General features: G+C 52.9%; 22 protein-coding genes and 2 tRNA genes. 20 read left to right on the top strand and 4 right to left on the bottom strand.

Features of this window, described 5'->3' with window-relative positions; all coding sequences use genetic code 11:
* Positions 1 to 42 precede the first annotated feature (42 nt).
* Complete coding sequence (locus DEU29_RS09760; protein WP_133540165.1) at positions 43 to 1,038, top strand: response regulator; 996 nt, start codon at positions 43 to 45, stop codon at positions 1,036 to 1,038.
* Here the strand turns inward: DEU29_RS09760 and DEU29_RS09755 are convergent.
* Positions 1,004 to 1,315, bottom strand: a complete 312-nt coding sequence (locus tag DEU29_RS09755; protein WP_133540164.1) for a DUF6170 family protein — start codon at positions 1,313 to 1,315, stop codon at positions 1,004 to 1,006. The genes DEU29_RS09760 and DEU29_RS09755 overlap by 35 nt on opposite strands.
* Before the next feature lie 114 nt (positions 1,316 to 1,429).
* Between DEU29_RS09755 and galU the strand changes: the two genes are divergently transcribed.
* Entirely contained in the window at positions 1,430 to 2,323 is an 894-nt protein-coding gene (gene galU / locus DEU29_RS09750) for a UTP--glucose-1-phosphate uridylyltransferase GalU (RefSeq protein WP_133540163.1), read from the top strand.
* A 19-nt stretch (positions 2,324 to 2,342) separates the two neighbouring features.
* Here galU and DEU29_RS09745 read toward each other — a convergent pair whose 3' ends face one another.
* Genes DEU29_RS09745 through cmoA form a run of 3 tightly spaced genes read right to left on the bottom strand, consistent with a single transcriptional unit; the run spans position 2,343 to position 5,011 of the window.
* On the bottom strand, positions 2,343 to 3,257 hold the full coding sequence (locus DEU29_RS09745; protein ID WP_133540162.1) for a LysR family transcriptional regulator: 915 nt from the start codon (positions 3,255 to 3,257) through the stop codon (positions 2,343 to 2,345).
* Between the two features lie 33 nt (positions 3,258 to 3,290).
* Positions 3,291 to 4,271 carry a tRNA 5-methoxyuridine(34)/uridine 5-oxyacetic acid(34) synthase CmoB gene (cmoB, locus tag DEU29_RS09740; RefSeq protein WP_133540161.1) on the bottom strand — a complete coding sequence of 327 codons (981 nt, stop codon included), beginning with the start codon at positions 4,269 to 4,271 and terminating at the stop codon, positions 3,291 to 3,293.
* The gene (cmoA, locus tag DEU29_RS09735) at positions 4,271 to 5,011 is read right to left on the bottom strand and encodes a carboxy-S-adenosyl-L-methionine synthase CmoA (protein ID WP_133540160.1); all 741 of its coding nucleotides are present in this window, start codon (positions 5,009 to 5,011) and stop codon (positions 4,271 to 4,273) included. Before cmoA ends, cmoB begins: the two co-directional genes overlap by 1 nt.
* An 84-nt stretch (positions 5,012 to 5,095) precedes the next feature.
* On the opposite strand from cmoA, the gene DEU29_RS09730 reads away from it, so the two are divergent.
* From DEU29_RS09730 to DEU29_RS09645, 18 genes are all read left to right on the top strand, one after another.
* A complete protein-coding gene (locus tag DEU29_RS09730; protein ID WP_243734553.1) occupies positions 5,096 to 6,517 on the top strand; it encodes a diguanylate cyclase domain-containing protein in 1,422 nt (473 codons plus the stop codon).
* 274 nt (positions 6,518 to 6,791) lie between these two features.
* The gene (gene aspS / locus DEU29_RS09725; RefSeq protein ID WP_133540159.1) at positions 6,792 to 8,570 is read left to right on the top strand and encodes an aspartate--tRNA ligase; all 1,779 of its coding nucleotides are present in this window, start codon (positions 6,792 to 6,794) and stop codon (positions 8,568 to 8,570) included.
* A 9-nt stretch (positions 8,571 to 8,579) separates the two neighbouring features.
* A complete protein-coding gene (locus DEU29_RS09720; protein WP_133540158.1) occupies positions 8,580 to 9,332 on the top strand; it encodes a YebC/PmpR family DNA-binding transcriptional regulator in 753 nt (250 codons plus the stop codon).
* On the top strand, positions 9,332 to 9,817 hold the full coding sequence (gene ruvC, locus DEU29_RS09715; RefSeq protein ID WP_133540157.1) for a crossover junction endodeoxyribonuclease RuvC: 486 nt from the start codon (positions 9,332 to 9,334) through the stop codon (positions 9,815 to 9,817). The genes DEU29_RS09720 and ruvC overlap by 1 nt, the downstream gene beginning before the upstream one ends.
* 85 nt (positions 9,818 to 9,902) lie before the next feature.
* The gene (ruvA, locus tag DEU29_RS09710; protein WP_133540156.1) at positions 9,903 to 10,526 is read left to right on the top strand and encodes a Holliday junction branch migration protein RuvA; all 624 of its coding nucleotides are present in this window, start codon (positions 9,903 to 9,905) and stop codon (positions 10,524 to 10,526) included.
* Between the two features lie 28 nt (positions 10,527 to 10,554).
* Positions 10,555 to 11,577 (top strand): Holliday junction branch migration DNA helicase RuvB, encoded by a 1,023-nt coding sequence (gene ruvB, locus DEU29_RS09705; RefSeq protein ID WP_133540155.1) that lies wholly within the window; start codon positions 10,555 to 10,557, stop codon positions 11,575 to 11,577.
* 417 nt (positions 11,578 to 11,994) lie between these two features.
* Positions 11,995 to 12,411, top strand: coding sequence for a tol-pal system-associated acyl-CoA thioesterase (ybgC, locus tag DEU29_RS09700; protein WP_133540154.1), 417 nt, complete (start codon positions 11,995 to 11,997; stop codon positions 12,409 to 12,411).
* Between the two features lie 25 nt (positions 12,412 to 12,436).
* Positions 12,437 to 13,150 (top strand): protein TolQ, encoded by a 714-nt coding sequence (tolQ, locus tag DEU29_RS09695; RefSeq protein ID WP_133540153.1) that lies wholly within the window; start codon positions 12,437 to 12,439, stop codon positions 13,148 to 13,150.
* Positions 13,151 to 13,152: 2 nt separating this feature from the next.
* Positions 13,153 to 13,575 carry a protein TolR gene (gene tolR / locus DEU29_RS09690; protein WP_166635903.1) on the top strand — a complete coding sequence of 141 codons (423 nt, stop codon included), beginning with the start codon at positions 13,153 to 13,155 and terminating at the stop codon, positions 13,573 to 13,575.
* Between the two features lie 2 nt (positions 13,576 to 13,577).
* Entirely contained in the window at positions 13,578 to 14,510 is a 933-nt protein-coding gene (tolA, locus tag DEU29_RS09685; RefSeq protein ID WP_243734552.1) for a cell envelope integrity protein TolA, read from the top strand.
* Between the two features lie 22 nt (positions 14,511 to 14,532).
* Positions 14,533 to 15,882: a Tol-Pal system beta propeller repeat protein TolB gene (gene tolB, locus DEU29_RS09680; protein ID WP_133540151.1), complete on the top strand. Its 1,350-nt coding sequence runs from the start codon at positions 14,533 to 14,535 to the stop codon at positions 15,880 to 15,882.
* A 42-nt stretch (positions 15,883 to 15,924) separates the two neighbouring features.
* Positions 15,925 to 16,467, top strand: coding sequence for a peptidoglycan-associated lipoprotein Pal (gene pal, locus DEU29_RS09675; RefSeq protein ID WP_133540150.1), 543 nt, complete (start codon positions 15,925 to 15,927; stop codon positions 16,465 to 16,467).
* Between the two features lie 28 nt (positions 16,468 to 16,495).
* A complete protein-coding gene (gene ybgF / locus DEU29_RS09670; protein WP_133540205.1) occupies positions 16,496 to 17,269 on the top strand; it encodes a tol-pal system protein YbgF in 774 nt (257 codons plus the stop codon).
* A 175-nt stretch (positions 17,270 to 17,444) separates the two neighbouring features.
* A tRNA-Lys gene (locus DEU29_RS09665) sits at positions 17,445 to 17,520 on the top strand.
* A 53-nt stretch (positions 17,521 to 17,573) separates the two neighbouring features.
* Positions 17,574 to 17,649, top strand: a tRNA-Lys gene (locus tag DEU29_RS09660).
* A gap of 251 nt (positions 17,650 to 17,900) precedes the next feature.
* Entirely contained in the window at positions 17,901 to 18,935 is a 1,035-nt protein-coding gene (nadA, locus tag DEU29_RS09655) for a quinolinate synthase NadA (RefSeq protein WP_133540149.1), read from the top strand.
* 433 nt (positions 18,936 to 19,368) lie between these two features.
* Complete coding sequence (gene gltB / locus DEU29_RS09650; protein ID WP_133540148.1) at positions 19,369 to 23,835, top strand: glutamate synthase large subunit; 4,467 nt, start codon at positions 19,369 to 19,371, stop codon at positions 23,833 to 23,835.
* Positions 23,835 to 25,250, top strand: a complete 1,416-nt coding sequence (locus DEU29_RS09645; protein ID WP_133540147.1) for an FAD-dependent oxidoreductase — start codon at positions 23,835 to 23,837, stop codon at positions 25,248 to 25,250. Before gltB ends, DEU29_RS09645 begins: the two co-directional genes overlap by 1 nt.
* The last annotated feature ends 76 nt before the right edge of the window (positions 25,251 to 25,326 follow it).

Raw genomic sequence — 25,326 nt, 5'->3', positions numbered from 1 at the left:
GAACAATGCTTAAGGCAGTTTCGGTATTTAAAGGCGGTAAACATGTCGCAGGCAACGGTATTAATGATCGAGGACGACGTCGTTTTTCAGGGCGTCGTGCAACAATACCTGCGTCAGCTCGATTATGACGTGCACTGTACAGCTAACGGCGGCGAAGGCATCAAACTGTGCAGTCAACGTACCCCCGATATTATCATTTGTGACTTAAAACTCCCTGATATCAGCGGTCTCGAGGTTATCGAGAGACTGCTGTCGATGACCACCGACCTGCCGATTATTGTGGTTTCTGCCAGTGATTCCATGGCGGATATCCGCGAAGCGGTGCGACTGGGGGCGTGGGATTATCTGGTCAAGCCGTTAGAGAGTTTAACCACCCTAAACGAGGCAATTCAGCATTGTCTTAAGCGCTACCAGTTAGAAGAAACCTACCTGCATGATCGCTGGGAGCTGGATGATCATATCGACGTGCTCTACAACGATGATGCGCTGGTACAGCGGCTGACGCACGAATTATTGCCTAATGGCTCGCTGCAGTTGGGCGGCTACCGGTTTGATTTTCATCTGCAAAGCGGACAGCCTAGTTTGTGGCTGGATTACCGGCCACTGCTGGACGGCAGGGTGCTGGTGCTGATGGCAAGCCCGCAAAACGCAACCGACCAAACCCTGATACCCTTGCTGGTTTTCAAAACGCTGTTAGATCCGCTGTTACGTCAACACCTGTCCGGAAACGACGATACGGTTTTACAACCACAGCGGCTGTTGCGGCATCTTAATAACGAGCTCTGTCACTCGCGCATTCGTACGGTTTTTGATGTCTGGGTGGGGGTGTTAGATACCAAACAACAACACTGGCGCTGGGCGCAGGCGGGGGACATGATACACAGTGAACCGCAGACAAAACCGGATCTGGCGTTGGGCATATGGCAACAGGCGCGCTACCAGTGTCGCGAAATGAGCGAGGTGACTAAAATTCATGCCCGGCTGCCGCAGCAAGCCGAACTGATTATTCAGCGCGAGACGCCTCAAACTGACGAATAGCCTTATCGATGTAGGGCAGGCTCATATTGATATTAATCGGCTGGGTAAACAACGGATAGCCAATACCCGCCGCCAACAAAGCCGGCAGTTTCCACCAACCCTGCACGTCAACAATGGCATAAAATACCACACAAATTGGCACTAACTTAGCCAGGTTGCAGATTAACCGGCGTGGAACCGGCATCGCTTGTTGCGCAGCAGCGAGGATTGCAGCGCGTTCAACAAACGAGTATTGCTGCAGCTGGGGAACTTTTTTTGACGAAAAATACAGGGCCATAAGTACCTTTGTTACCTTTAAATTCACTGTCTATAGGCGCGTTGAGGTTGCATTATAACAGCAAATCACGGTATAAACGTGACCGATTTCTAGAATTTTAAAATAGGGAAGAGCATGGATAAGCACAGCGTCAAAAAAGTCGTTATCCCGGTTGCGGGACTTGGAACACGGATGTTGCCGGCCACTAAGGCGATTCCAAAAGAAATGCTGCCGCTGGTCGACCGCCCGTTGATCCAGTTTATTGTAGAAGAGTGCGCTGCGGCGGGCTTAACCGATGTGATTTTGGTTACACATTCGAGTAAAAACAGTATCGAAAACCACTTCGATACCAGTTTTGAACTAGAAACAACCCTCGAGCGCCGCGTTAAGCGTCAGTTGTTAGAAGAAGTACAGGCGATTTGTCCCAAAGGCACCACCATTATGCACGTGCGTCAGGGCGAGGCGAAGGGCTTAGGCCATGCCGTGCTGTGTGCGCGACCGCTGGTCGGGAATGAACCGTTTGCGGTGGTGTTACCGGATGTCCTGGTCGACGAAGCCAGCTGCGACCTTAAGCGCGACAACATGGCCGAAATGAAGCGCAATTTTGAGCAGACCGGCGCGGCCCAGGTGATGGTAGAGAAAGTACCACACGAAAATGTCAGTAGCTACGGCGTTGCCGATATTAACGGTGCGGATTTGGCCCCCGGTGAGCAGGCGGCCATTAAGCAATTGGTTGAAAAACCCGCCGTGGACGAGGCGCCGTCAGATTTGGCTGTGGTTGGTCGTTATGTGTTTCCGAAAGAATTATGGCCATTGCTGGAAAGAACCCCGGTCGGTGCCGGCAACGAAATTCAGCTAACCGACGCCATGGCAATGTTATTGCAGGATAAACCGGTCAATGCCTACTACATGAAAGGCAAAAGCCACGACTGCGGCAACAAATTCGGCTACGCCAAAGCCTTTTTAGAGCACGCCCTGCGCCACCCGCAATTGGCGGATGATATGCGGGATTATATAAAAAGCCTGTAGCTTGCGCCTTTGGCGCACGTTACGACGCAGCCGCTTTCTGCGCTTCGATCTCCTTGCCCATAATCAAGTCGGCCAATTGGCGTGCGCAGGGGCCGGTTTGTTCGCCTTTCGGTAGCACCATATACAAGCTGCCTTTGCGGCAGCTACTGCCTTCAAGTTGCAGTTTGCGAATAGCGCCTTTTTTCATCTCGCGCTCGGCAATGTAGGGCGGTAACCAGCAAAAGCCGAGGCCGGAACGAACCAATCGCAAAGCTTCGTCGAAATGGCTCACCGTCCAGCGTTGCTCCGCCTTCAGCCAGCCTTCATCCTCCTGCGGATGTTCGGCGGTATCGCGGATAACAATTTGCAAATGCTGGCTTAACTCGTCCTGCGCAATCGGCTGTTCGAGTTGCGCCAACGGATGGTCAGGATGGCACACCAAATCCATCACATAATCGTCAATAGGTTCGCCAATATAGCCTTTCGGCAGGTGGTGGGTAATGACCACATCCGCTGATTTTTCGCGAATGTGCTCCAGCGTGCCGGTCAATACGGTGTCTTCGATCGATAACCGGCTGCCGCGGCTAAAGTCCTGAAACTTGCGTAATGCCGGAATCAGCGTCGAGCGGTCAAACACCATCTCCAGCGCTAATTTAACTTCCGGCTCCCAACCTTGTTCCAGGTTATGGGCCAGTTGTTCCAGTTCCTGTGCCGTTTGTGTCAACTGTCGGGAGCGACGAAGCATAACTTCGCCCACCGCCGTTAAAACCGCCTTACGACCTTTAACCTCAAGCAGTTGTACGCCTAACACCTGTTGTAATTTTGCTACGGCGTGGTTTAAAGAGGATTGGCTCTTATTCAATTTATCGGCTGCGTGAGCATAACCGCCACAGTCGATAACGGCCTGAAAAATCCGCCACTGCTCTAAGGTGGATTTTGCTCTGTAATGTGCCATATCAGTATTGATACCGCCCTTATTGAAGAAAACTTAGGTCCGTGCGGTCAGAATGGCACGGATCGGTGCTTTGTACCCTTCAATAGTCATATTGTAGTCATTTGGATCAAGAAAATCTTTTAACGATTCACCCTGCATCCATTCCGTCGACCGCTGTTCGTCCAGAGAGGTGACGTTATGGTCAACAATTTCGATGTCTTTGAAGCCCAGCCGTTGTAGCCAAACCGCCAACGCCTCAGCGCTGGGTAAAAACCAAACATTGCGCATTTGTGCATAACGTTCACCGGGCATCATCACCGTGGTATCGTCGCCCTCGACTACAATCGTCTCCAGCACTAACTGGCCGCCGGGCTTTAACAACCCTTTTAACTGCTGCAAAAATTCCAGCGGCGAACGGCGGTGATACAGCACCCCCATACTAAACACGGTATCGAAGCTTTTTAACTCCGGCATCTGTTCAATACCCACCGGGAAAAAGTGCGCGTGCCGGGCAAGCGCCGGCGGCATATATTTTTTAATGGCCTGAAACTGGGTTAAAAACAGCTCGCCCGGATCGACTCCCCACACATCCTCCGCACCGGCTTCCAGCATCCGCCATAAGTGATAACCGCTGCCACAGCCGACATCCAGCACTTGTTTGCCCTGTAATGAATCCAGATGGGGCGCAACCCGCTGCCACTTCCAGTCCGACCGCCATTCGGTATCGATGGTCATGCCGAACAAATCGAACGGACCTTTACGCCACGGGCATAACTGCATTAACAGCCCGCGCATTTGCGCCCGCTGCGAGTCGGTCGCCTGCGCCGCAGAGCCGATGCTAATGGTGTCGCCTAAATCAACATCCGCGCTATCCGTTAGTTCGATATCCGGCAACTGCTTTAACACCCGTTGCCATTTTTTAAAGTCGCCATGGGGTTTGTCGCTAAACTGACGTAGCTGTGTTGGTAAGGTTTCCAGCCAGGCGGCGTGCGGGCTGTCGAGCAAGCGTTGCAGTGAATGATTAAACATTGGCATTAGTCCGTTCCCTTAACAGCCAGCATGGCAGCAAAATTAAAACACTGAAACCAGCAGCCATAGTGGGCAAAGCCGGCTTCCTTAAAACGCGCAAAATGGTCGGACAGCTTGTCAATTTTCATAACGTTTTCGATAGCCGCGCGTTTTTGACTGATTTCCAGCTCGCTGTAGCCATTGGCACGCTTAAAATCGTGGTGCAGATCCACCAGGACATCGTTCATGGTATCGTCCTCGGCGATGATTTTTTCGGCAATCATCAAGGCACCACCAGGGCGTAAACCCGAAAAAAGTGTCGAAATAATACGCTGACGCTCTTCACGCGGCACGAATTGCAACGTAAAATTGAGCACTATCATAGACGCATTAGTAATGTCGGTTTCGCGGATATCCTCGCATCGTAGTGTAACCGGCACTTGGCTTTTAAAGCCCTGAAGGTGTAGGCGCGCGCGCTCAATCATCGCTTCGGAGTTATCCACGGCGACAATCTGAACCGGTGCAGTGGCTTCGCAGCCTTTGCGCAACGCCAGCGTTGCCGCACCCAGCGAACAACCTAAATCATAAACAGTCGAGTCGGGCTGAACGTAACGTGTGGCCAGCTGCGGCAAGGTTTGTAAAATACTGGAATAACCCGGAACCGAGCGGTTTATCATGTCGGGAAACACCTCGACCACGTGCTGATCGAAGCTAAAATCAGCGACGCTGGGTAAGGGCTTAGAAAAAATCGTATCGCGGTGGTTCATAATTGGCGCGCCTGTCCGATAATGCTCTATAACTTATAAAGATAACTAACTAGTTTACCTAACCTGTCGGAGAATATACAACGAATGAAACATCAATGGCGGTCATTGCTTGCTTTCATGTTGCTGCTATTGGGTCTTAGCGCGCACGCCGCGAATGAGACCAATGACTGGCTGGTTGAGCATCCGGAAATACGGGTGGGCGTGCCGGACGACCTGAAACCACTCATTTCGTTCGAGCAGGGCACCGCGGTGGGTTTTGACGTGGATATGCTGACCACCATTACCCAGGGCGTTCCGATGGATTTTATCTGGGTGCCTTGCGGCAGCTGGTCAGCATGTTTAACGGCGCTGCAACAACGCGACATCGATGTGCTGCCGAGTATGTCATTTTCTACCGATCGCGCTGCCTACACTAGTTTTACCCAGCGTTACTGGACCATGCCCTGGGCCGCGCTGTCGATTCATGATGTGGGCGAGCAGGTTGCCCGTGAATTAAAAGCCGAACAGCTGCGCGGTCAGCGCATTGGTGTGACCCAGGGCTACAGCGTTATTCCGATGCTGCAGCACATCCGTCAAACCGAGGTGTTGGAGTTTAAAACCCTGCCGCAAGGTATCGATGCCTTAACTCGGGATGCCATTGATGTCTATATTGACAGCCTGCCGGTTTTGGTTGACGAGTTGCAGCAACGGCCATTAGCTAACGCTGATTTAAGCGTGCTAAGCGGTGCACCGGGCGAGGATTTATTCTTTGGTGTACGCAGTGACTATCAACCGCTGGTGGTGATATTTAATCGGGGTATCGAGAAACTGACCGATTTAGAGCGTCAGCGCATACGCCGCAAATGGTATGGCTACGAATTGCAGCAAGGCTGGACTGATCAGGAGCTGCTTAGCCTGGGCTTGAAATTGGGCTCGGTGGTGGTCGTGTTGATTGCCGGTGTGGCCTATTGGAACAGTCGCCTGCGGCGCGAGGTTAAATTGCGCAAGTCGGCTGAGCGCCGTATTCGTTACGTCGCTACACATGACGAACTGACCGGACTGCCTAATCGTAATTTGCTTAGCGACCGACTGGAGCAGGCGATTTTACAGCATCAGCGCGATAATAAAGCGTTTAGCATTATGTTTTTGGATTTAGATGGCTTCAAGGCGATTAATGATGACTTCGGCCACGAATACGGTGATGAAATACTTATCCATGCTGCGCAAAGGCTAACCGGATTACTGCGTAAATCCGATACCGTCTGCCGCTACGGCGGTGACGAGTTCGTGGTGGTACTGCCCAGTACCAACAATACCAACGCCGCACTGGCCGTGGCACGCAAACTGGTGGTGCATATCGCCCGGCCATATAAAATTAAAGGCGAGTCGCTCGATGTCAGCGTCAGCGTCGGCGTCGCCATGTTCCCGCAGCACGGCACCGACGAACAAACCCTGCTGCGCTCCGCCGACAAAGCCATGTACGCCGCCAAAGCCGCCGGCAAAAACGACGTCCGCCTAGCGGGGTAGGGTTTCCAATAGAAAACACTTAAACATTTAACCACGGAGGACACGGAGTACACGGAGAAAACCTTTTTAAGGGAAAACACAAAATCCGATTATCAGGGTTTAGAAATTAAAAATTCTTTCTCCGTGCTCTCTGTGCTCTCCGTGGTAAAGTCTTTTCTCTGCAGTTACATCTCCATGCGGCGCTATCGCTTGATGACATTTGGCGTTATTTCGCTATAATGTGGCGCTTCAAATTTCATAACATCCAACGACAGCTGGTAGTAGGAAAACGCACATGCGAACGCATTATTGTGGGCAGGTAAACGCCGAATTAGCAGAACAGCAAGTCACTTTGTGTGGCTGGGTCAACAAACGTCGCGATCTGGGCGGCTTAATATTTATCGATTTACGCGATCGCGAAGGCTTAATCCAAGTCGTTTTCGATCCCGACCAAAAAGACCTGTTCGAGCAAGCCAACAAATTGCGTCAGGAATTCTGTGTGCAGATAAAAGGCACGGTTAACCGCCGTCCTGACAGCCAGGTTAACAAAACCATGAAAACCGGCGAAGTCGAACTGCTGGCCTCAGAACTGACGATTTTAAGCCGCTCTGAACCGCTGCCTATCGACTTTAACTCGCAAGTGAGCGAAGAAGCCCGTCTGCGCTTCCGCTACCTTGATCTGCGTCGCCCGCAGATGAACGAAAAACTGCAGTTTCGTGCCAAAGTCACCAGCGCCGTACGTCGCTTTTTAGACGACAGCGGCTTTTTAGACATCGAAACACCGATGCTGACCCGCGCCACCCCTGAAGGCGCGCGCGACTACCTGGTACCGAGCCGCACCCATAAAGGCCGTTTTTTCGCACTGCCACAAAGTCCGCAGCTGTTTAAACAGTTACTGATGATGTCGGGTTTTGACCGCTATTACCAAATCGTAAAATGCTTCCGCGACGAAGACTTACGCGCTGATCGCCAGCCCGAATTCACCCAGATCGATATCGAAACCTCGTTCATGACCGCCGAGCAGGTGATGGAAGTCACCGAGCAGATGACGCGCGAACTGTTCCAGAACCTGTTGGATATCGACTTAGGCAAATTCCCGACCATGAGCTGGCACGAAGCGATGCAGCGCTATGGTTCAGATAAACCCGACCTGCGTAACCCGCTGGAGCTGGTAGATGTTGCTGATTTACTGAAAGACGTCGAGTTTAAAGTATTCTCCGGCCCGGCCAACGACGAAAAAGGCCGTGTGGCCGTGGTGCGCCTGCCGGGGCAGGCTGACAAGGTGTCACGTAAAATGATCGATGATTACACCAAGTTTGTCGGCATTTACGGTGCTAAAGGTTTAGCCTGGGTTAAAGTTAACGATTTATCGCAAGGCCGGGATGGTCTGCAGTCGCCAATTTTAAAATTCCTGCCGGACGAAGCGTTAAACGCAATTCTGGAACGCACTGGTGCGCAAACCGGCGACGTACTGTTCTTCGGTTCCGACAAAGCCAACGTGGTCGCCGAGTCGATGGGCGCGTTGCGTCTTAAGCTGGGTGAAGAGTTTGATTTAGTCAGCGACGAATGGAAACCGCTGTGGGTTGTCGACTTCCCGATGTTCGAAGAAGACGATGACGGCTCGCTGGCTGCATTGCATCACCCATTCACTGCACCGGTTAACGTCACCCCGGAAGAACTTAAAGCGAATCCGGCACAGGCGCTGTCTAATGCTTACGACATGGTCTTGAACGGCGTTGAAGTCGGCGGTGGCTCGGTGCGTATTTTTGATAACGCCATGCAACAGGCGGTGTTTGAAGTGCTGGGCATTGGCAAAGACGAAGCGCAGGAAAAATTCGGCTTCTTGTTGGAAGCACTCAAGTACGGCACGCCACCACATGCGGGTCTGGCCTTTGGTCTGGACCGCCTGGTGATGCTGATGGTTGGTGCCAGCTCGATTCGTGATGTGATTGCGTTCCCGAAAACCACCACCGCAGCCTGCGTTATGACTGACGCACCGGGGCTGGCAAATCCGGACGCATTGCAAGAACTGGGTGTTAAGAGTACGGTTGAGGATAAACCAGAAAATCAATAAGGGTGAACTATGGCCGGTCATTCTAAATGGTCCAACATTAAACACCGAAAAGCCGCGCAGGATGCCAAGCGCGGCAAAATCTTTACTAAGTTAATCCGCGAAATTAACGTCTCTGCCCGCGAGGGCGGGGGCGATCCGGAAACCAATCCGCGCCTGCGCGCTGCCATCGACAAAGCCTTGTCGAACAATATGAAGCGCGACACCATCGATACGGCCATCAAACGTGGCACCGGCGAGATGGACGGCGATAACGTCGAAGAACTCACCTACGAAGGTTACGGCCCCAATGGCGTGGCTATTTTGCTGGAATGCATGACCGACAATAAAAACCGTACGGTATCGGAAGTGCGCTACGCGTTTAGTAAGCACGGCGGCAATCTTGGTACCGACGGCTCGGTCGCTTACCTGTTTAATAAAATGGGTGTGATCAGCTACAGCGATGGTGTTACCGAAGAGCAAGTGATGGAGCCGGCGCTGGAAGCGGGCGCCGAGGACATTGTTAAACATGCCGACGGCTCGTTAGATGTCATGACCACGGCGGATAACTTTGGTGCCGTCAAAGATGCACTGGATGCGCGCGAGCTGGCCGCATCGAATGCGGAAGTGACCATGGTGCCGGATACCAAAGTCGATTTAGATGCCGACAGTGCGCAAAGCTTTTTAAAACTGCTTGATGCGCTGGAAGACTTAGACGACGTGCAAAACGCCTACCACAATGCTGATATTTCGGATGAAGTATTGGCACAGCTTAACGCCGACTGATGAGCGTGATTCTGGGCATTGACCCGGGCTCCCGCTTAACCGGCTACGGCATTATTCAGCGCCACGGCCGCAAGCTGCATTATGTCGCCAGCGGCTGTATTCGCGTTACCGGACCGTCGGCGCAGCCTTATTCGTTGCCGGAAAAGCTTAAGCGCATTCACAATTCGGTAGTGGAGCTGATCACCCAGTTTCAGCCGGACGAATTCGCCATAGAGCAAGTGTTTATTGCGCGCAACCCGGATTCAGCATTAAAGCTGGGCCAGGCGCGCGGGGCGGCCATTGTCGCAGCCGCCTGCCATGATTTGCCGGTAGCAGAATACAGCGCGCGCTCAATCAAACAAGCCGTAGTCGGCACCGGCGCCGCCGAAAAAGAACAAGTCCAGCACATGGTCATGGCCCTACTCAACCTCAGCAAACGCCCCCAGGCCGACGCCGCCGACGCCCTCGCCGTGGCTATTTGCCACGCCAACACCCGATCGTTTTGATACGCGCGGGTCGTTTTCGCCCCGCCTAGCGCCCCCGGATAGCCGATGGTATGATAACGGCATCGCCAATAGAACAAGATAAACAATGATTGGACAAATCTCCGGCAAGCTCATTGCCAAGCAGCCGCCTGAAGTATTGATTGATGTGAATGGCGTGGGATATGAAATCCAGCTGCCGATGACCTGTTTTTACGCGCTGCCGGCGCTTAATGAACAGGTTACGCTGGTGACTCATTTTGTCGTGCGCGAAGACGCACAACTACTGTACGGCTTTAACAGCCAGGCGGAGCGCAGCCTGTTCCGTTTGTTAATCAAAACCCAGGGCGTGGGGCCGAAACTGGCGCTGGCGATTTTAAGCGGTATGAACGCCGATGAATTTGTCTGGGCGGTTAATCAAAACGATGTCAGCCGGCTGGTCAAATTGCCCGGTGTTGGCAAAAAAACCGCTGAGCGCCTGGTAATTGAAATGCGCGATCGCCTGAAAGACTGGCAGGGTAGTGGCAGCCCGGCTACCGATGCGGCAGCTATTGATGCGGTTACCGCCGATTCCACCTTTGTGCACCCGGCCGATGCTCGCAGCGATGCCTTGAGCGCACTACTGGCATTGGGTTATAAACAAAACCAGGCCGATAAAGCCTTAAAAGCGGTGTATCAGCAAGAATATACCAGCGAAGAGCTAATCAAAGCCGCGCTTAAACAATTAGCGTAGTTAGAGCCTTCAGCGGAAAGAGAGCCTTATGATAGAAGCCGACCAAATACCCAGCCATCGCATTGTCGAAGCCGAAACCCAGGGTGACGATGAGGCCATCGACCGTGCCATACGCCCCAAGGTCCTCAAAGATTATACCGGCCAAAAACATGTGGTCGAGCAGATGGAAATTTTCATCGAGGCGGCACGCAAGCGTCAGGAAGCTCTGGACCACCTGCTAATCTTTGGCCCGCCGGGACTGGGTAAAACCACACTGGCTAATATCGTCGCCAACGAACTGGATGTGAATATAAAAACCACCTCGGGTCCGGTGCTGGAAAAAGCCGGCGATTTAGCCGCGTTGCTGACTAACCTCGATCCTCATGACGTACTATTTATTGACGAGATTCATCGCCTAAGCCCGGTAGTGGAGGAGATCCTGTACCCGGCGATGGAAGACTACCAGCTGGATATCATGATCGGCGAAGGCCCGGCGGCGCGTTCTATAAAACTCGATTTACCGCCATTTACGCTAATTGGCGCCACTACGCGCGCCGGCGCACTGACCTCGCCGCTGCGGGATCGTTTCGGTATCGTGCAGCGATTAGAATTTTATAACGTGGAAGAACTAACCGACATTGTTGCCCGCTCAGCCAATTACATGAATATGGTGATGAAAGACGGCGGCGCCCGTGAAATTGCCCGCCGTTCTCGCGGCACACCACGTATTGCCAACCGACTGCTACGCCGGGTACGCGATTACGCCGAAGTTAAAGGTAACGGCGAAGTCGACGAAGCCACGGCAAACGCTGCGTTGACTATGGTTGATGTTGACCAGGCTGGCTTCGACTACATGGATCGCAAGTTATTGCTGGCAATTATGGAAAAATTCCTCGGTGGGCCGGTGGGGCTGGATAACCTGGCTGCGGCAATTGGCGAAGAAAAAGACACCATTGAAGACGTGCTAGAGCCTTATCTTATTCAGCAGGGCTTTTTACAGCGCACGCCACGGGGTCGTATGGCAACACCGCGTGCCTACCAGCACTTTGGTTTAAAACCTGAAGAAAAGTAAAGCTTGAGTAAAAAATGGATAAAAAAAGCCCGCACATAAGTACGGGCAAACAGAACAACAAGAAGGAAGTTAAATAAAATCCAGGGAACTTATTACAAAAAATCAAAATTTCAGAAGTAGTGACAACCAAACTCTGTCTCTTCGATTTGTTCGCTATTATACGGCTAAAATGGCCCGTATCAAACAAGAAATTTTACATGTTCACATTAAATAAATTAATGCGAAGGTTTTAACTAACGGTTAAAAAAAGACCAACAATTTTTCAACAATTGAAAAAATACGTTAAAAAACAATGAGCATAGTTTTAATTGTTTCAGTTTTGTCATAAATAAAAGTCTGCTGAAGTTTTAATCAGCGCCACTTTTAAGTGTCTTAAAAAGTTATTGTGGCAAAATTGTCATTTTTAAAGGTTTACCCATGAAAAAAATACATTTTGAATGGCCAGTGAGAGTTTATTACGAAGACACCGATGCCGGTGGTATCGTTTATTATGCGAACTATCTCAAATTTCTTGAACGTGCCCGCACCGAATGGTTAAGGTCGTTGGGGATTGAACAGGACAGCTGGTTAGATCACAATAGGGGCTTCGTGGTCAGGCAGGTCGAACTGGATTTGTGCGAAGCAGTAAAATTTAATGCTGAACTGACCGTAACCGTGACGGTCGAACAGCTGAAGCGCGCATCGATGGTGTTTACGCAGCAGGTTATTGGTCAGCAGGGGCAGCTGCATTGCAGCGCCACTATCAAAGCCGCCTGTGTCGACCTTAATGCAATGCGGGCGGTCGCCATACCAGCGCCGATTTACGACAAAATAAATGACACCATAAAAACATAGTCAAACAGACAGAGGGTTAACGAGCGTGGAAACAGAATTATCCTTTATTGATTTATTCTGGCAGGCAAGCCTGCTGGTGAAGTTGGTCATGATCATGCTGTTGGCCATGTCAGTATGGGGTTGGGTGCTGATTTTCCAGCGCAAAAAGGTGATTAACACCGCCAACAAAGACGCACTGAAATTCGAAGATCGTTTTTGGTCCGGCGTCGACCTTGCGCGCCTGTACCAGGAAATTTCCGCCCGCGCCAAAAATGCCAAAGGCATGGAGCTGCTGTTCCACGCCGGCTTTAAAGAATTCGCGCGGTTGCGTAACCATCCCGGAACCAATCCACAGGCCACTATCGAAGGCGCATTCCGCGCCATGCGTGTCGCTCACGCCCGCGAGCTGGAAAAACTCGAGAATAACCTCGGCATACTCGCTACCATCGGCTCAATCAGCCCGTATATCGGCCTGTTTGGTACCGTCTGGGGTATCATGAATGCCTTTATCGCCCTGGGTGCGGTTGAACAAGCGACGTTGGCAATGGTCGCGCCGGGTATTGCCGAGGCGCTAATTGCTACCGCGATGGGTCTGTTTGCCGCGATCCCGGCTGTTATCGCTTACAACCGCTATGTAAACCGGGTAGAAAAAGTCGATAACCAGTATATGAACTTTATTGATGAATTCGTCGCTATTTTGCAACGCCAGGCGCTGTCGCAAAAAGCCACTGGTAATAGCCAGGAGGAACCTGCGCTATGATGGTGATGCCGCGTAAACGCCGTAAGCCGGTAGCGGAGATCAACGTGGTGCCTTACATCGACGTCATGTTGGTGTTGCTTATTATCTTTATGGTTACCGCGCCGCTGATTACGCAAGGCGTTAAAGTTGAATTACCTAAGGCGTCGTCAGAGCCATTGTCAAAAGACTCTAAGCCGCCATTGGTGGCGTCGGTCGACGCGCAGGGTAATTACTACCTGAATCAGAACACCGATCCCGACCAACCCATCAGTGCGCAGGAAGTGGCGACGTTGGTGGCAGCGCAGCTGCAGTTAGAACCGGAAACGCCGGTGATGGTGAATGGGGACGGTGCCGTTTCGTATGACCAAGTCGTACAGTTGATGGTGTTACTGCAAAAAGCAGGAGTTCCGTCAGTGGGCTTAATGACAGATTCGTCGGAAAATTAGTCGTGGCAAAAAAAGTAGCAGGCACAGACAGTATTAAATTACCCTTGCTTTACTCGGTTGGCATTCACGCAGCAATCGGGGCTGTTTTGCTGTTCAGTTTTGAGTTTGCGCCAACCGAACCGACGCCGATGGAAGTCAGCCTCAGCGAAAGCGATTTTCAGCAGCAGCCTGACGAGATCGTATCAGCGGTATCGGTAGATAAAGCGGCAGTAGAGCAGCAGGTGCAGCGCATCAAAGAGCAAAAAGAAGCCGAACGCCGAGCCGAACAGCAGCGTATAGCAGAATTAGAGCGTCAGGCCGAAGCGGCGCGCAAAGCCCGCGAGCGGGAAGAGCAGCGTCGTGCGGAAATTGAACGCCAACAGCAGATTGAACAACAGGAAGCTGCTGAAGCGCGTCGTGCCGCCGAACAGGCTAAAAAAGAAGCACAACAGCTGGCCGAGGAGCGTCGCAAAGCGGAACAAGCCGCTAAAGAAGCGGAAGAACGCCGTAAAGCCGCAGAGGAAGCCGAGCGCCGTGCCGAAGAAGAGCGCAAGCGCCGCGAAGCAGAACGTAAACGGTTAGAAGAAGAGCGTCGCAAGGCGGCCGAACGTGAAGCGCAGTTACAAAAAGAGATGGAAGCCGAGCGTCAGCGCCGTGCCGCCGCGCGCCGGCAGCAAATGCTCAGCGAAATCGAAAAATACCAGGCATTGATTCAGCAGACGATTCAGCGCAACTGGAACGTTGACGAGTCCATGAGTGGCAAATCCTGTGAGCTGACCATCAGCGTAGCGCCCAGTGGTTTTGTTAAATCTGTAACCACCGGAGCTGGTGACCCAACAGTATGCCGCTCAGCGGAAAATGCGGTGCTCAAAGCAACCACATTACCTGTTTCGGAAGACCCGGAAGTCTACGAGCAAATGAGTACGATTAAATTAACTGTTAAACCGCAGTTGTAAGCTTAACGAGCTAAGGTGACCCATGAAAAAGCTGTTTATCAACACATTGTTGTTTTTCTTCGTTCTGACTTCCAGCGTCCGCGCCGGGGTATTGGAAATTGTCATTACCGAGGGTATGGACACCGCCAGACCGATTGCGGTTGTGCCGTTTAAGTGGTTAGGTGATGGCCCTGCGCCGGGTGAATTAACCGAGGTAATTGCGGCGGACTTGACCCGCAGCGGTAAATTTAATCCAATCCCCGCATCAGCAATGCCCCAGCAACCAACTAACGACGGCGAGTTGGATTATGCCGCGTGGGCAAAACTTGGTGTTGAAGCGGTACTGATGGGCACCATCGAACCCTATAGTGTCGACCGCTACATGGTTAAGTTCCAGCTGGTGGACGTACTGCGCGGACAAATAACCGGCGGCAACGCGCAAATGTTGCGCGACGGCGAGTTGGTACAAAGCAATGATCACATTCTGGACGCACGCAGCTCGGTTATTGACGGTGATCAATTCCGTCAGTATTCACACCGCATCTCGGATGTCGTATACGAAGCTCTGACCGGTGAACGTGGTGCCTTTATGACCCGCATCGCCTACGTTACCGTTAACCACGACGACCAATATCCGTACAAACTGATGGTAGCGGATTACGACGGTGCTAACGAAAAAGTATTATTGCGCAGCCCGGAACCATTGATGTCACCTTCATGGTCACCGGACGGCAACAAACTGGCTTACGTGACCTTCGAAAACGAAACCGCAGAAATTTATATTCAGGACATTTACACCACACGCCGTGAAAAGCTGACTTCGTTCCCGGGCATCAACGGCAGTCCGGTGTTTTCGCCGGACGGTCAGAAAATGGCTATGGTACTGTCTAAAGACGGTAATCCGGAATTGTACGTAATGGACCTGGCGACTAAAAACTTGCAACGGGTAACACGCAATCGTACGATTGATACTGAGCCGAGTTGGACGCCTGACAGTAAATCGTTGGTATTTACCTCAGAAAGGGGTGGCAGACCACAACTTTATAGCGTAAATTTAGATTCAGGGCAGGTACGTCGGTTAACGTTCGAAGGCGAGCAGAACTTAGGTGGTACTGTTGCACCGTCGGGTGACTCAATGATTTTGGTCAACCGTACACGAGGCAACTATCACATTGCACGTCAGGAGTTTCCACGGGGTACCATGCAAGTGCTGACCAAAACATTTTTGGATGAATCGCCAAGTATCGCGCCAAATGGTAGCATGGTGATTTACAGCACGACACACAACAACAAGCAGGTGTTGGCGTTGGTGTCGACCGATGGCCGTTTTAAGGCACGATTACCGGCTTCAAGTGGTGAGGTTAAGTCGCCATCTTGGTCACCGTTTATGTAACGTAATTTGATACAACAGACGAGAAAAAATAAGGAATACAGGATGCAGCTGAACAAACTCTTTAAAGCTCTGGCAATTGCTGTACCAATGGCAACTTTGGCCGCTTGTAGCTCAAACCAGTCGACTGATTCCGGCGCTGGCGCAGGTCAGGAAACTAACCAGGCTTCGGACCAGGACTCTGGCTCAGGTGTACAGGTTGGCGCTGCTGACCGTCAAAAAACGCCTGAAGAAATCCGTCAGGAGCAAATGGAAGCGCTACGTAAAGAGCACATCATTTACTTCGCGTTTGACCGTTCAAATATCCAGTCTGAGTACGCAGAACTGTTAGCTGCGCACGCGGATTACCTGGTTAAAAACCCAAATGTCAGCGTTGTAATCGAAGGTCACGCCGACGAGCGTGGTACCCCTGAGTACAACATCGCATTGGGCGAACGTCGTGCGCAAGCGGTCGAAAGCTACCTGGAAAACCTGGGTGTTCAGGACTCACAAATCTCTACCGTATCTTACGGTGAAGAAAAGCCGATGGTTAATGCCTCTACCGAGAGTGCATACGCGAAAAACCGTCGCGCTGTTTTAGTTTACTAATCGCTAACGTTAGCTGTATTCAACCATGTTGAAAAAAACGCTAATTGCGATGAGCTTACTGGTGCCTGCCGCCGCTATGGCGCAGGCCCCGGTTTCCAGCCTTTCTGATTCAGCCGGCTCGCTGGAGCAACGCCTGGCCACTATCGAACGTATGATGGAGGCACGCCAGGGTGCTCAATTGCAGCTGATGGACCAGTTAAGTACTTTGCAACAGGATGTCGCCGAGCTTCGTGGTATTACCGAGGAGCACGAGTATCGCCTGGAGCAGCTACTGCAACGTCAGCGCGAGCTGTATCAGGAAATTGACCGTCGCTTCAGTCAACTGAAGGAGCAGGGCGGATCGTCGTTTGGTGGTTCTGGCGGGGGCGTTCAGACGATACCTACCGACAGTTCCGGCTCTGCGGATGGTGGCAACTCGGGTTATTCCAGTAACCTCAGCGAAAACGACGCCTATGACCGTGCTATTGCTTTAGTGTTGGAAGACAAGCGTTACGACGCGGCAATTCCTGCATTCGAGCAGTTTATCCAGCAGTTTCCGAACTCAAGTTACCTGCCTAATGCGCATTACTGGCTAGGCCAACTGCAGTTTGCACAGCAAGCGTACGATAAAGCAAAAACACACTTTCAGACAGTGGTTAACGACTATCCCGACAGTAACAAACGCGCAGATTGTTTGTTAAAGCTGGGCGTTATTGCCTCGGAGCAGGGCCGTAGTGCCGATGCCGAGTCGTTTTATCAGCAGGTTGTGTCAGAATACCCGGACAGTACCGAAGCTAATCTGGCCAAACAGCGGTTAAATTAATCGCTGTTTTTGCTCGCCTTTGCTAACACGAAGGTAACAACTGCTGGTGAATTAAGCAGTCGCACAAAAAACTGAAATAATCAGTTGCATCACAGCGTTATTTAAGTAAACTATGCCGCCGTTGCCAAGGACAAATCGTCTCCGGTTTAGCGTTGGTAACGGCACGTTTGGACGTGGGTTGTTAGCTCAGTTGGTAGAGCAGTTGACTTTTAATCAATTGGTCGCAGGTTCGAATCCTGCACAACCCACCACTTCCTCCCAAACCAGTAGCTTGTGCCTTCGGCACAAGAACACGCCAGAATATGGGTTGTTAGCTCAGTTGGTAGAGCAGTTGACTTTTAATCAATTGGTCGCAGGTTCGAATCCTGCACAACCCACCATTTCCCTTTAAGAACCTCAAAGATAAAAATCAAAGATATAACCACAGAGGACACGGAGAACACAGAGAAAACCTTTTTAAAGGAAACCAAAGTATGATTCCTGGGGCTTTAACATTGAAAGTCTTTCCTCCGTGCCCTCCGTGCTCTCCGTGGTTAGGTGTTTGGGGTTATATGTCTCGGCATTTGCCATTGAAATCCGCTATACTTGCCCGCACGTATATAGGACTTTACCGAATAAAGATGTAGGAAGTATGTCAGCGATCCAAACTCTAGATAATTTAGATTACGCGTTTCCGCCTAAGCCGAAGCCATTATCTGACGAACAGAAAGCAGAATACCGTGCGCGTATTAAAGACTTATTACAGCAACGCAATGCGGTGCTGGTTGCGCACTATTACACCGATCCCGAAATTCAGGCGCTGGCTGAAGAGACCGGTGGTTGCGTTGCTGACTCGCTGGAGATGGCACGTTTTGGTCGCGACCACGACGCCGATACATTGATTGTTGCCGGCGTGCGCTTTATGGGCGAAACAGCAAAAATCCTGACACCTAACAAAACCGTGCTGATGCCAACCCTCAAAGCTGAGTGCTCGCTCGATCTGGGTTGCCCGCCGGATAAGTTCGCTGCGTTTTGTGACGAGCATCCGGATCGCACCGTGGTGGTCTACGCTAACACCTCTGCTGCCGTTAAAGCGCGTGCCGACTGGGTGGTAACATCAAGCATGGCACTGGATTTAGTTGAGCACCTGGACAGCAAGGGCGAAAAAATCCTCTGGGGCCCTGACCGCCACCTGGGTAACTACATTCAGAAGCAAACCGGCGCTGACATGGTGATGTGGCAGGGCGCCTGTGTAGTGCACGATGAGTTTAAAGCGAAAGCGCTTAAAGACCTCAAAAAAGTGCATCCTGATGCTGCAATTCTGGTACACCCGGAGTCACCGCAAAATATCGTTGATATGGCGGACGCTGTCGGTTCGACCTCGCAGCTGATCAAGGCCAGCCAGGAATTGCCTAACGATACCTTTATCGTGGCCACCGACCGCGGCATTTTCTATAAAATGCAGCAACTGCAGCCAAACAAAACTTTTTTAGAAGCACCAACCGCCGGTAACGGCGCCACCTGCCGCAGCTGCGCGCACTGCCCGTGGATGGCAATGAACGGCCTGGTGGCTATTGCCGACGCCCTCGAACACGGCGGCGCAACCCACGAAATCCACGTCGACCCCGAGCTCGGCAAACAAGCCATGCTCCCCCTCGACCGCATGCTTGCTTTTAACGCGCGGTAATTGGGTCGACGGTTTTGATTGAAATTTTTAGGTGACGGCGGGCTTAGCCCCGCCGGTGCGTTCGGCTGCGCCTCACTAAACCGGCGGCTACACACGATATGCAAAGGGTTCTTTCTGCGTTCAGGGCTATCTCATTTTTAGGGTGCCGCGTTGTATTCTTTTGGTTTTAGAATCCAGCCGCAAATAGTATTCAAAGCCCCGATGCCGGCTACCCCAGGATATTAATTCAAATCGTACGTACCCGCCGGTTTAGCGACCGAAGGGAGCGCACCGACGGACTCGAATCCAAAGCCGGAAGTCAGAATAAATCCCCCTCTATCCGCATCGGCGATGCTCCATAAAATTCAACCCCACCATTCAACAAATTTATTACAAATTCGCGGCATCGCATGATAATCTAATAAGAATGAATATTCATTCATTGGAGTATCAAATGAGCTTGTACCAGCACGATGATGTGCGCGATAACTGCGGATTTGGGCTGATAGCCGATATTAACGGCGAAGCACGGCACGACCTTATTACCACCGCCGTGCAGGGCCTCGACCGCATGCAGCACCGCGGCGGTATCGGCGCCGACGGCAAAACCGGCGACGGTTGTGGGCTGCTACTGCAAATACCCGAGCAATTCTTTCGCGACTACGCCAAACAACAAGGCTGGGGTCTGAGCAAAAAATTCGCCGTCGGCAGCATCTTTTTCAGCAATAACAGCGACCAGCGCGAAGCCGCGCGCGCTGTTATCGAACAAGAGCTGAAAAAAGAAACCCTCGAAATAACCGGCTGGCGTAAAGTCCCCACCGACAACAGCGTGCTGGGCGAGGGCGCCAAACAGTCCGAGCCGACCATAGAGCAAGTTATCATTTCGGCACCGCCGGGATGGCGCAAAAAAGATATCGAACGGCGCCTGTACATGGCGCGTCGTCGTATCGAAAAGCAAATCAGCGATCCCAATCAATTGTATATCGCCTCGTTGTCCAGCCTGTTGCTGGTCTACAAAGGCCTGATGATGGCCGGGGATCTGCAAAACTATTACCCCGATCTGGCCGATGAAAGCCTTAAAACCACCATTTGTGTGTTTCACCAGCGCTTCTCGACCAATACCCAGCCGCGCTGGCACCTGGCACAACCGTTCCGTTTTCTCGCCCACAACGGCGAAATCAACACCATAAGAGCCAACCGGCAGTGGGCCAAAGCGCGGGCATATAAACTGCAAACGCCGTTAATACCTGACTTGCAGGATGCCGCACCCATTGTCGGCATGAGCGGCTCTGATTCCGCCTCGCTGGACAACATGCTCGAGCTATTATTAGCCGGCGGCATGGACTTATTCCGCGCCATGCGTCTGTTAATCCCGCCTGCGTGGCAGGGCGACAGCACTATGAGCGAAGAAATGCGCGCCTTTTACCAGTTCAACGCGCTACACATGGAGCCGTGGGACGGCCCCGCGGGTGTGGTGATGAGTAATGGTCGCCATGTAGCCTGCTCGCTGGATCGCAACGGCTTACGACCGGCACGTTACGTGCTCACAAACCAGGGCATCTTAACCATCGCCTCCGAAGTCGGCATTTGGGACTACGACGAGCGAGACGTAAAAGAAAAAGGCCGTCTCGGTCCCGGTCAAATGATGGCGGTCGACACCTATACCGGCCGTATTTGGTACAACCAGGAAATCGAAGACGAACTGAAAGACCGCCACCCGTACCGGCAGTGGCTGGATCAGCATCGCCGCACCCTGTTGCCATTCGAACAGTGCAGTGCCGACAAAATCGGCCAGCGCCTGTACGACGACAAGATGATGAAGGTGCTTCATAAAGCCAACCTCTACACCGAGGAAGAACTGCTGCAGGTGGTCGCGGTGCTGGCTAAAGACGGTCAGGAAGCGGTTGGCTCCATGGGTGACGACACCCCGACCGCAATCCTGTCGCAGCAGCCGCGCCTGTTGTACGACTTTTTCCGTCAGCAGTTCGCGCAGGTGACTAACCCGGCCATTGACCCCATCCGCGAGCGTCACGTGATGTCGCTGGCGACCATTATTGGTCGTGAGCATAACGTTTTTAGCGAGGCTTCCGGTGATGCTGATCGGGTCGCGTTTGAATCGCCGATTTTAATGTATACGGATCTTAAACAACTCCGCGAAATGGACCCGACCCATTACAAGCATAAAACCTTGTCGCTCGCATTTGATGCAGAAAACGACGACTTGCAGTCCGCTTTAATCCGTTTAACTGAAAGCGCTTACACTGCGGTAAAAGAAGAACAAACGGTCATTTTAATCCTCTCTGATCGCGGCCTCGAGCAAGGCCAGCTGATGATCCCTGCGCCAATGGCAGTGGGTGCGGTGCAACAAACGCTGGTCGACAACGATCTGCGCTGCGACTCAAATATTATTATCGAAACCGCCAGCGCCCGCGACCCGCATCACATGGCCGTGCTGCTTGGTCTGGGCGCCACCGCAGTTTATCCGTATCTGGCTTATGAAACGGTCGAGCAGCTGGTGCAGCAAAGCCGTCTGCAGGCCGACCTAAAGTTAGCACTGACTAACTACCGTAAAGGCCTGAACAAAGGCCTGCTTAAGATCCTTTCAAAAATGGGAATCTCGACCATTGCCGGCTATCGCGGCGCTTCGTTGTTCGAAGTGGTGGGGCTGGACGAGACGATTCGCAAGCAGTGCTTTGTAAATGCGCCTGCGCGTATCGGCGGCGCCACCTTTAACGATATCCAGCAGGATCTGCTGCGTGTATTCAAATCTGCCTGGCTGCACCGCAAGCCCCTCTCGCAGGGCGGTTTGCTTAAATACGTGCACGGTGGCGAGTATCACGCCTACAACCCGGATGTGGTGATGAGCCTGCAAAAGGCGGTCGCCAGTGCCAGCCAGCAGGACTACGACACCTACGCCAAGCTGGTTAACGAACGCCCGGTCACGCACCTGCGCGACTTACTGGCGATTGATAACAGCAAGGCAACGGCTATCGACATCAATCAAGTCGAGCCCAAAGAGCAGCTGTTCCAGCGTTTTGACACCGCTGCTATGTCCATTGGTGCGCTGTCAGCCGAAGCGCACGAGGCGCTGGCCATCGCCATGAATAAAATCGGCGGCCACTCGAACTCGGGCGAGGGCGGTGAAGATCCCAAACGCTTTAACAGCCTCAAAAACTCGCGCATTAAGCAGGTTGCGTCCGGCCGTTTTGGTGTGACGCCGCATTACCTGATTAACGCCGATGTCATACAAATAAAAGTGGCACAGGGCGCCAAGCCCGGCGAGGGTGGTCAACTACCGGGCGAAAAAGTCACCGCCGAAATCGCGCAGCTGCGATTTGCGGTGCCGGGCACCACGCTGATATCGCCGCCGCCCCATCATGATATTTACTCCATCGAAGATCTGGCGCAGCTAATTTTCGACCTCAAACAGGTTAACCCCAAAGCGCTGGTCAGCGTCAAACTGGTGTCGACACCGGGCATTGGCACCATCGCCACCGGCGTAGCCAAAGCCTATGCCGACCTGATCACGGTATCGGGTTATGACGGCGGCACCGGCGCCAGTCCGCTGACCTCGGTTAAATATGCCGGCTCGCCCTGGGAGCTGGGCTTAGCCGAAGTGCATCAGGCATTAGTCAGCAATAACTTACGCCATAAGATACGCCTGCAAGTCGACGGCGGCTTAAAAACCGGCGTGGATATCGTCAAAGCGGCTATTTTAGGCGCCGAAAGTTTCGGTTTTGGCACGGCACCCATGGTGGCGCTGGGGTGTAAGTACTTACGTATTTGTCACCTCAATAACTGCGCCACCGGCGTTGCTACGCAGGACGAAACCCTGCGCAAAGAGTTTTTCCGTGGCTTGCCGGAGCGCGTCATCACCTTGTTTGAATTTGTCGCTGAGGAAGTACGGCAAATCCTCGCGCAGCTGGGGCTGGAAAACCTCACCGATGCCATTGGACGCACCGATCTGCTTAAGCGTTTACCGGGGGATACCCCACGCCAACAGGCACTAGATTTAGCGCCCTTGTTAGATGCCGCCGGTACGCCGTCAGAGCAAACGCTGTATTGCAGCGAACCGAACGAACCGTACGACAAAGGCGCGCTCAATCAGCGGTTGCTCAAGTTAACCGAAGACGCGGTCAAACAGCGTCGCGGCGGCCATTGGGCGCTGCCAATCCGTAATGACGATCGCTCAGTGGGGGCAATGGTGTCAGGCGTTATTGCCTCTCATCACGGCAATCAGGGCATGGCCGCAGCGCCTATTCAAATCGATTTTAACGGCACCGCCGGGCAAAGCTTTGGCGCATTTAACGCCGGTGGCTTAAAGTTGCGGTTAACCGGCGATGCCAACGACTATGTCGGCAAAGGCATGGCCGGCGGCCAAATCGTAATAAAACCGCCAGCCGGCGTCAGTTATGCCAGCGAAAACTCGGCCATTATGGGCAACACCTGCCTGTACGGCGCCACCGGCGGCAAGCTTTATGCCGCGGGCTGCGCAGGTCAGCGTTTTGCGGTGCGCAATTCCGGTGCGGCAGCGGTAGTCGAGGGTATTGGCGACAATGGTTGCGAATACATGACCGGCGGCATCGTGGTGGTGCTGGGCAGTTGCGGCATTAATTTCGGTGCCGGCATGACCGGCGGTTTTGCCTATTTGCGTGACACCGACGGCGATTTGCATCGGCGTTTGAACCACGAGTTGGTTGAGGCCGTGTCGGTGGACACACCGATTATCAAAGAGCACCTGCGCGGACTCATCCACGAACACCATGAAGCTACCGGTAGTCGCTATTCGCAGCAACTATTGCAGGACTTCGAAGACGTGGTTGGTGATTTTTATATCGTCAAACCTAAATCGGCAGATATTAAGGAGCTACTCGGCCACCGTGCGCGCTCCACCGCAGAATTACGGGTCGAGGTGATGTAATGAACAAGAATGTATACCAATTTTTAGACGTACAGCGCATTGATCCACCCAAGCATCCGGTGGACGAACGGCGCATCGAATTTAAAGAAATCTACGAACCCATGTCGGATCGGCAGTTGCAGGGCCAGGCCGATCGTTGTCTGGATTGCGGCAATCCTTACTGCGAGTGGCAGTGCCCGGTGCATAACTATATTCCGCAGTGGCTGCAACTAGCCAATGAGGGCCGGGTGCTGGAAGCGGCGGAGCTGATGCACAAAACCAATTCGCTGCCGGAGGTTTGCGGCCGTGTGTGCCCGCAGGATCGCCTCTGCGAAGGTGCTTGTACGCTTAACGACGGTTTTGGCGCGGTGACCATTGGCAGCATCGAAAAGCAGATGGTGGATGAGGCCTTTGCCCAGGGCTGGCGACCGGATTTGTCCGACGTGGAAGCGCGACCGGAAAAAGTCGCCATTATCGGCGCCGGCCCGGCGGGCCTGGCCTGCGCGGATGTGTTGGCGCGCAACGGCATCAAACCGCTGGTGTACGACCGTTATCCGGAAATTGGTGGCCTGCTGACTTACGGGATCCCGCCGTTTAAGCTGGATAAGTCAGTGATGACCCTGCGCCGTGAGATTTTTACCGAGATGGGGATTGAGTTTAAGCTCGGCGTTGAAGTCGGCAAAGACGTGACCTTTGATGAGCTGGTTAACGGCCATGACGCGGTGTTTCTGGCGTTGGGTACCTACAAAGCACTCGATGGCCGGCTCGAGGGGCTGGATACCCCGGGGGTTTATCCGGCGTTGCCGTTTTTAATCGGTAACACCCAGCGCTTGTTGCAACAGCAGATGGCTGATTATCCGCTGATTGATGTTAAAGACGAAACCGTGGTGGTGCTGGGCGGTGGTGATACGGCCATGGACTGTGTGCGGACGTCGATCCGCCACGGCGCTAAGTCGGTGGTGTGTGCGTACCGCCGCGACGAAGAGAATATGCCGGGCTCGCGCCGTGAGGTGCAAAATGCGCGCGAAGAGGGCGTGGAATTTGAGTTTAACCTGCAGCCGCTGGAAGTGGTGAAGGGCGATGATGGTCGCGTCAGCGGCGTGCGCATGGTCAAAACCGAACTGGGCCCGCCCGATGCTGACGGTCGCCGTCGCCCACAGCCGGTCGAGGGCTCAGAATTTGTGATGCCGGCAACGGCTGTGATTATCGCCTTTGGTTACCAACCAAATCCGCCGCAATGGCTGGCCGAGCATGAGGTTAAACTAAGCGACTGGGGTACGGTACTGGCGGTCGGCGATAGCGAGTTTGCTATGCAAACCAGTAACCCGAAAATCTTCGCCGGCGGCGACATGGTGCGCGGAGCCGACCTGGTTGTCACCGCCATCGCCGAAGGCCGCACCGCCGCCGACGGCATCCTCGACTGGCTTGATCGGTAACGCACCTCTGCCCCGTACCGTGCGCCTCCGGCGCACGCAAACCAATCCCGTAGCGTGCGCCTTTGGCGCACGTTCA

The organism is Idiomarina aquatica, from assembly GCF_004362895.1.
GTDB lineage: Bacteria > Pseudomonadota > Gammaproteobacteria > Enterobacterales > Alteromonadaceae > Idiomarina.
Note: the sequence above shows the minus strand (reverse complement) of the source record. Positions and strands in the feature narration are given on the sequence as shown.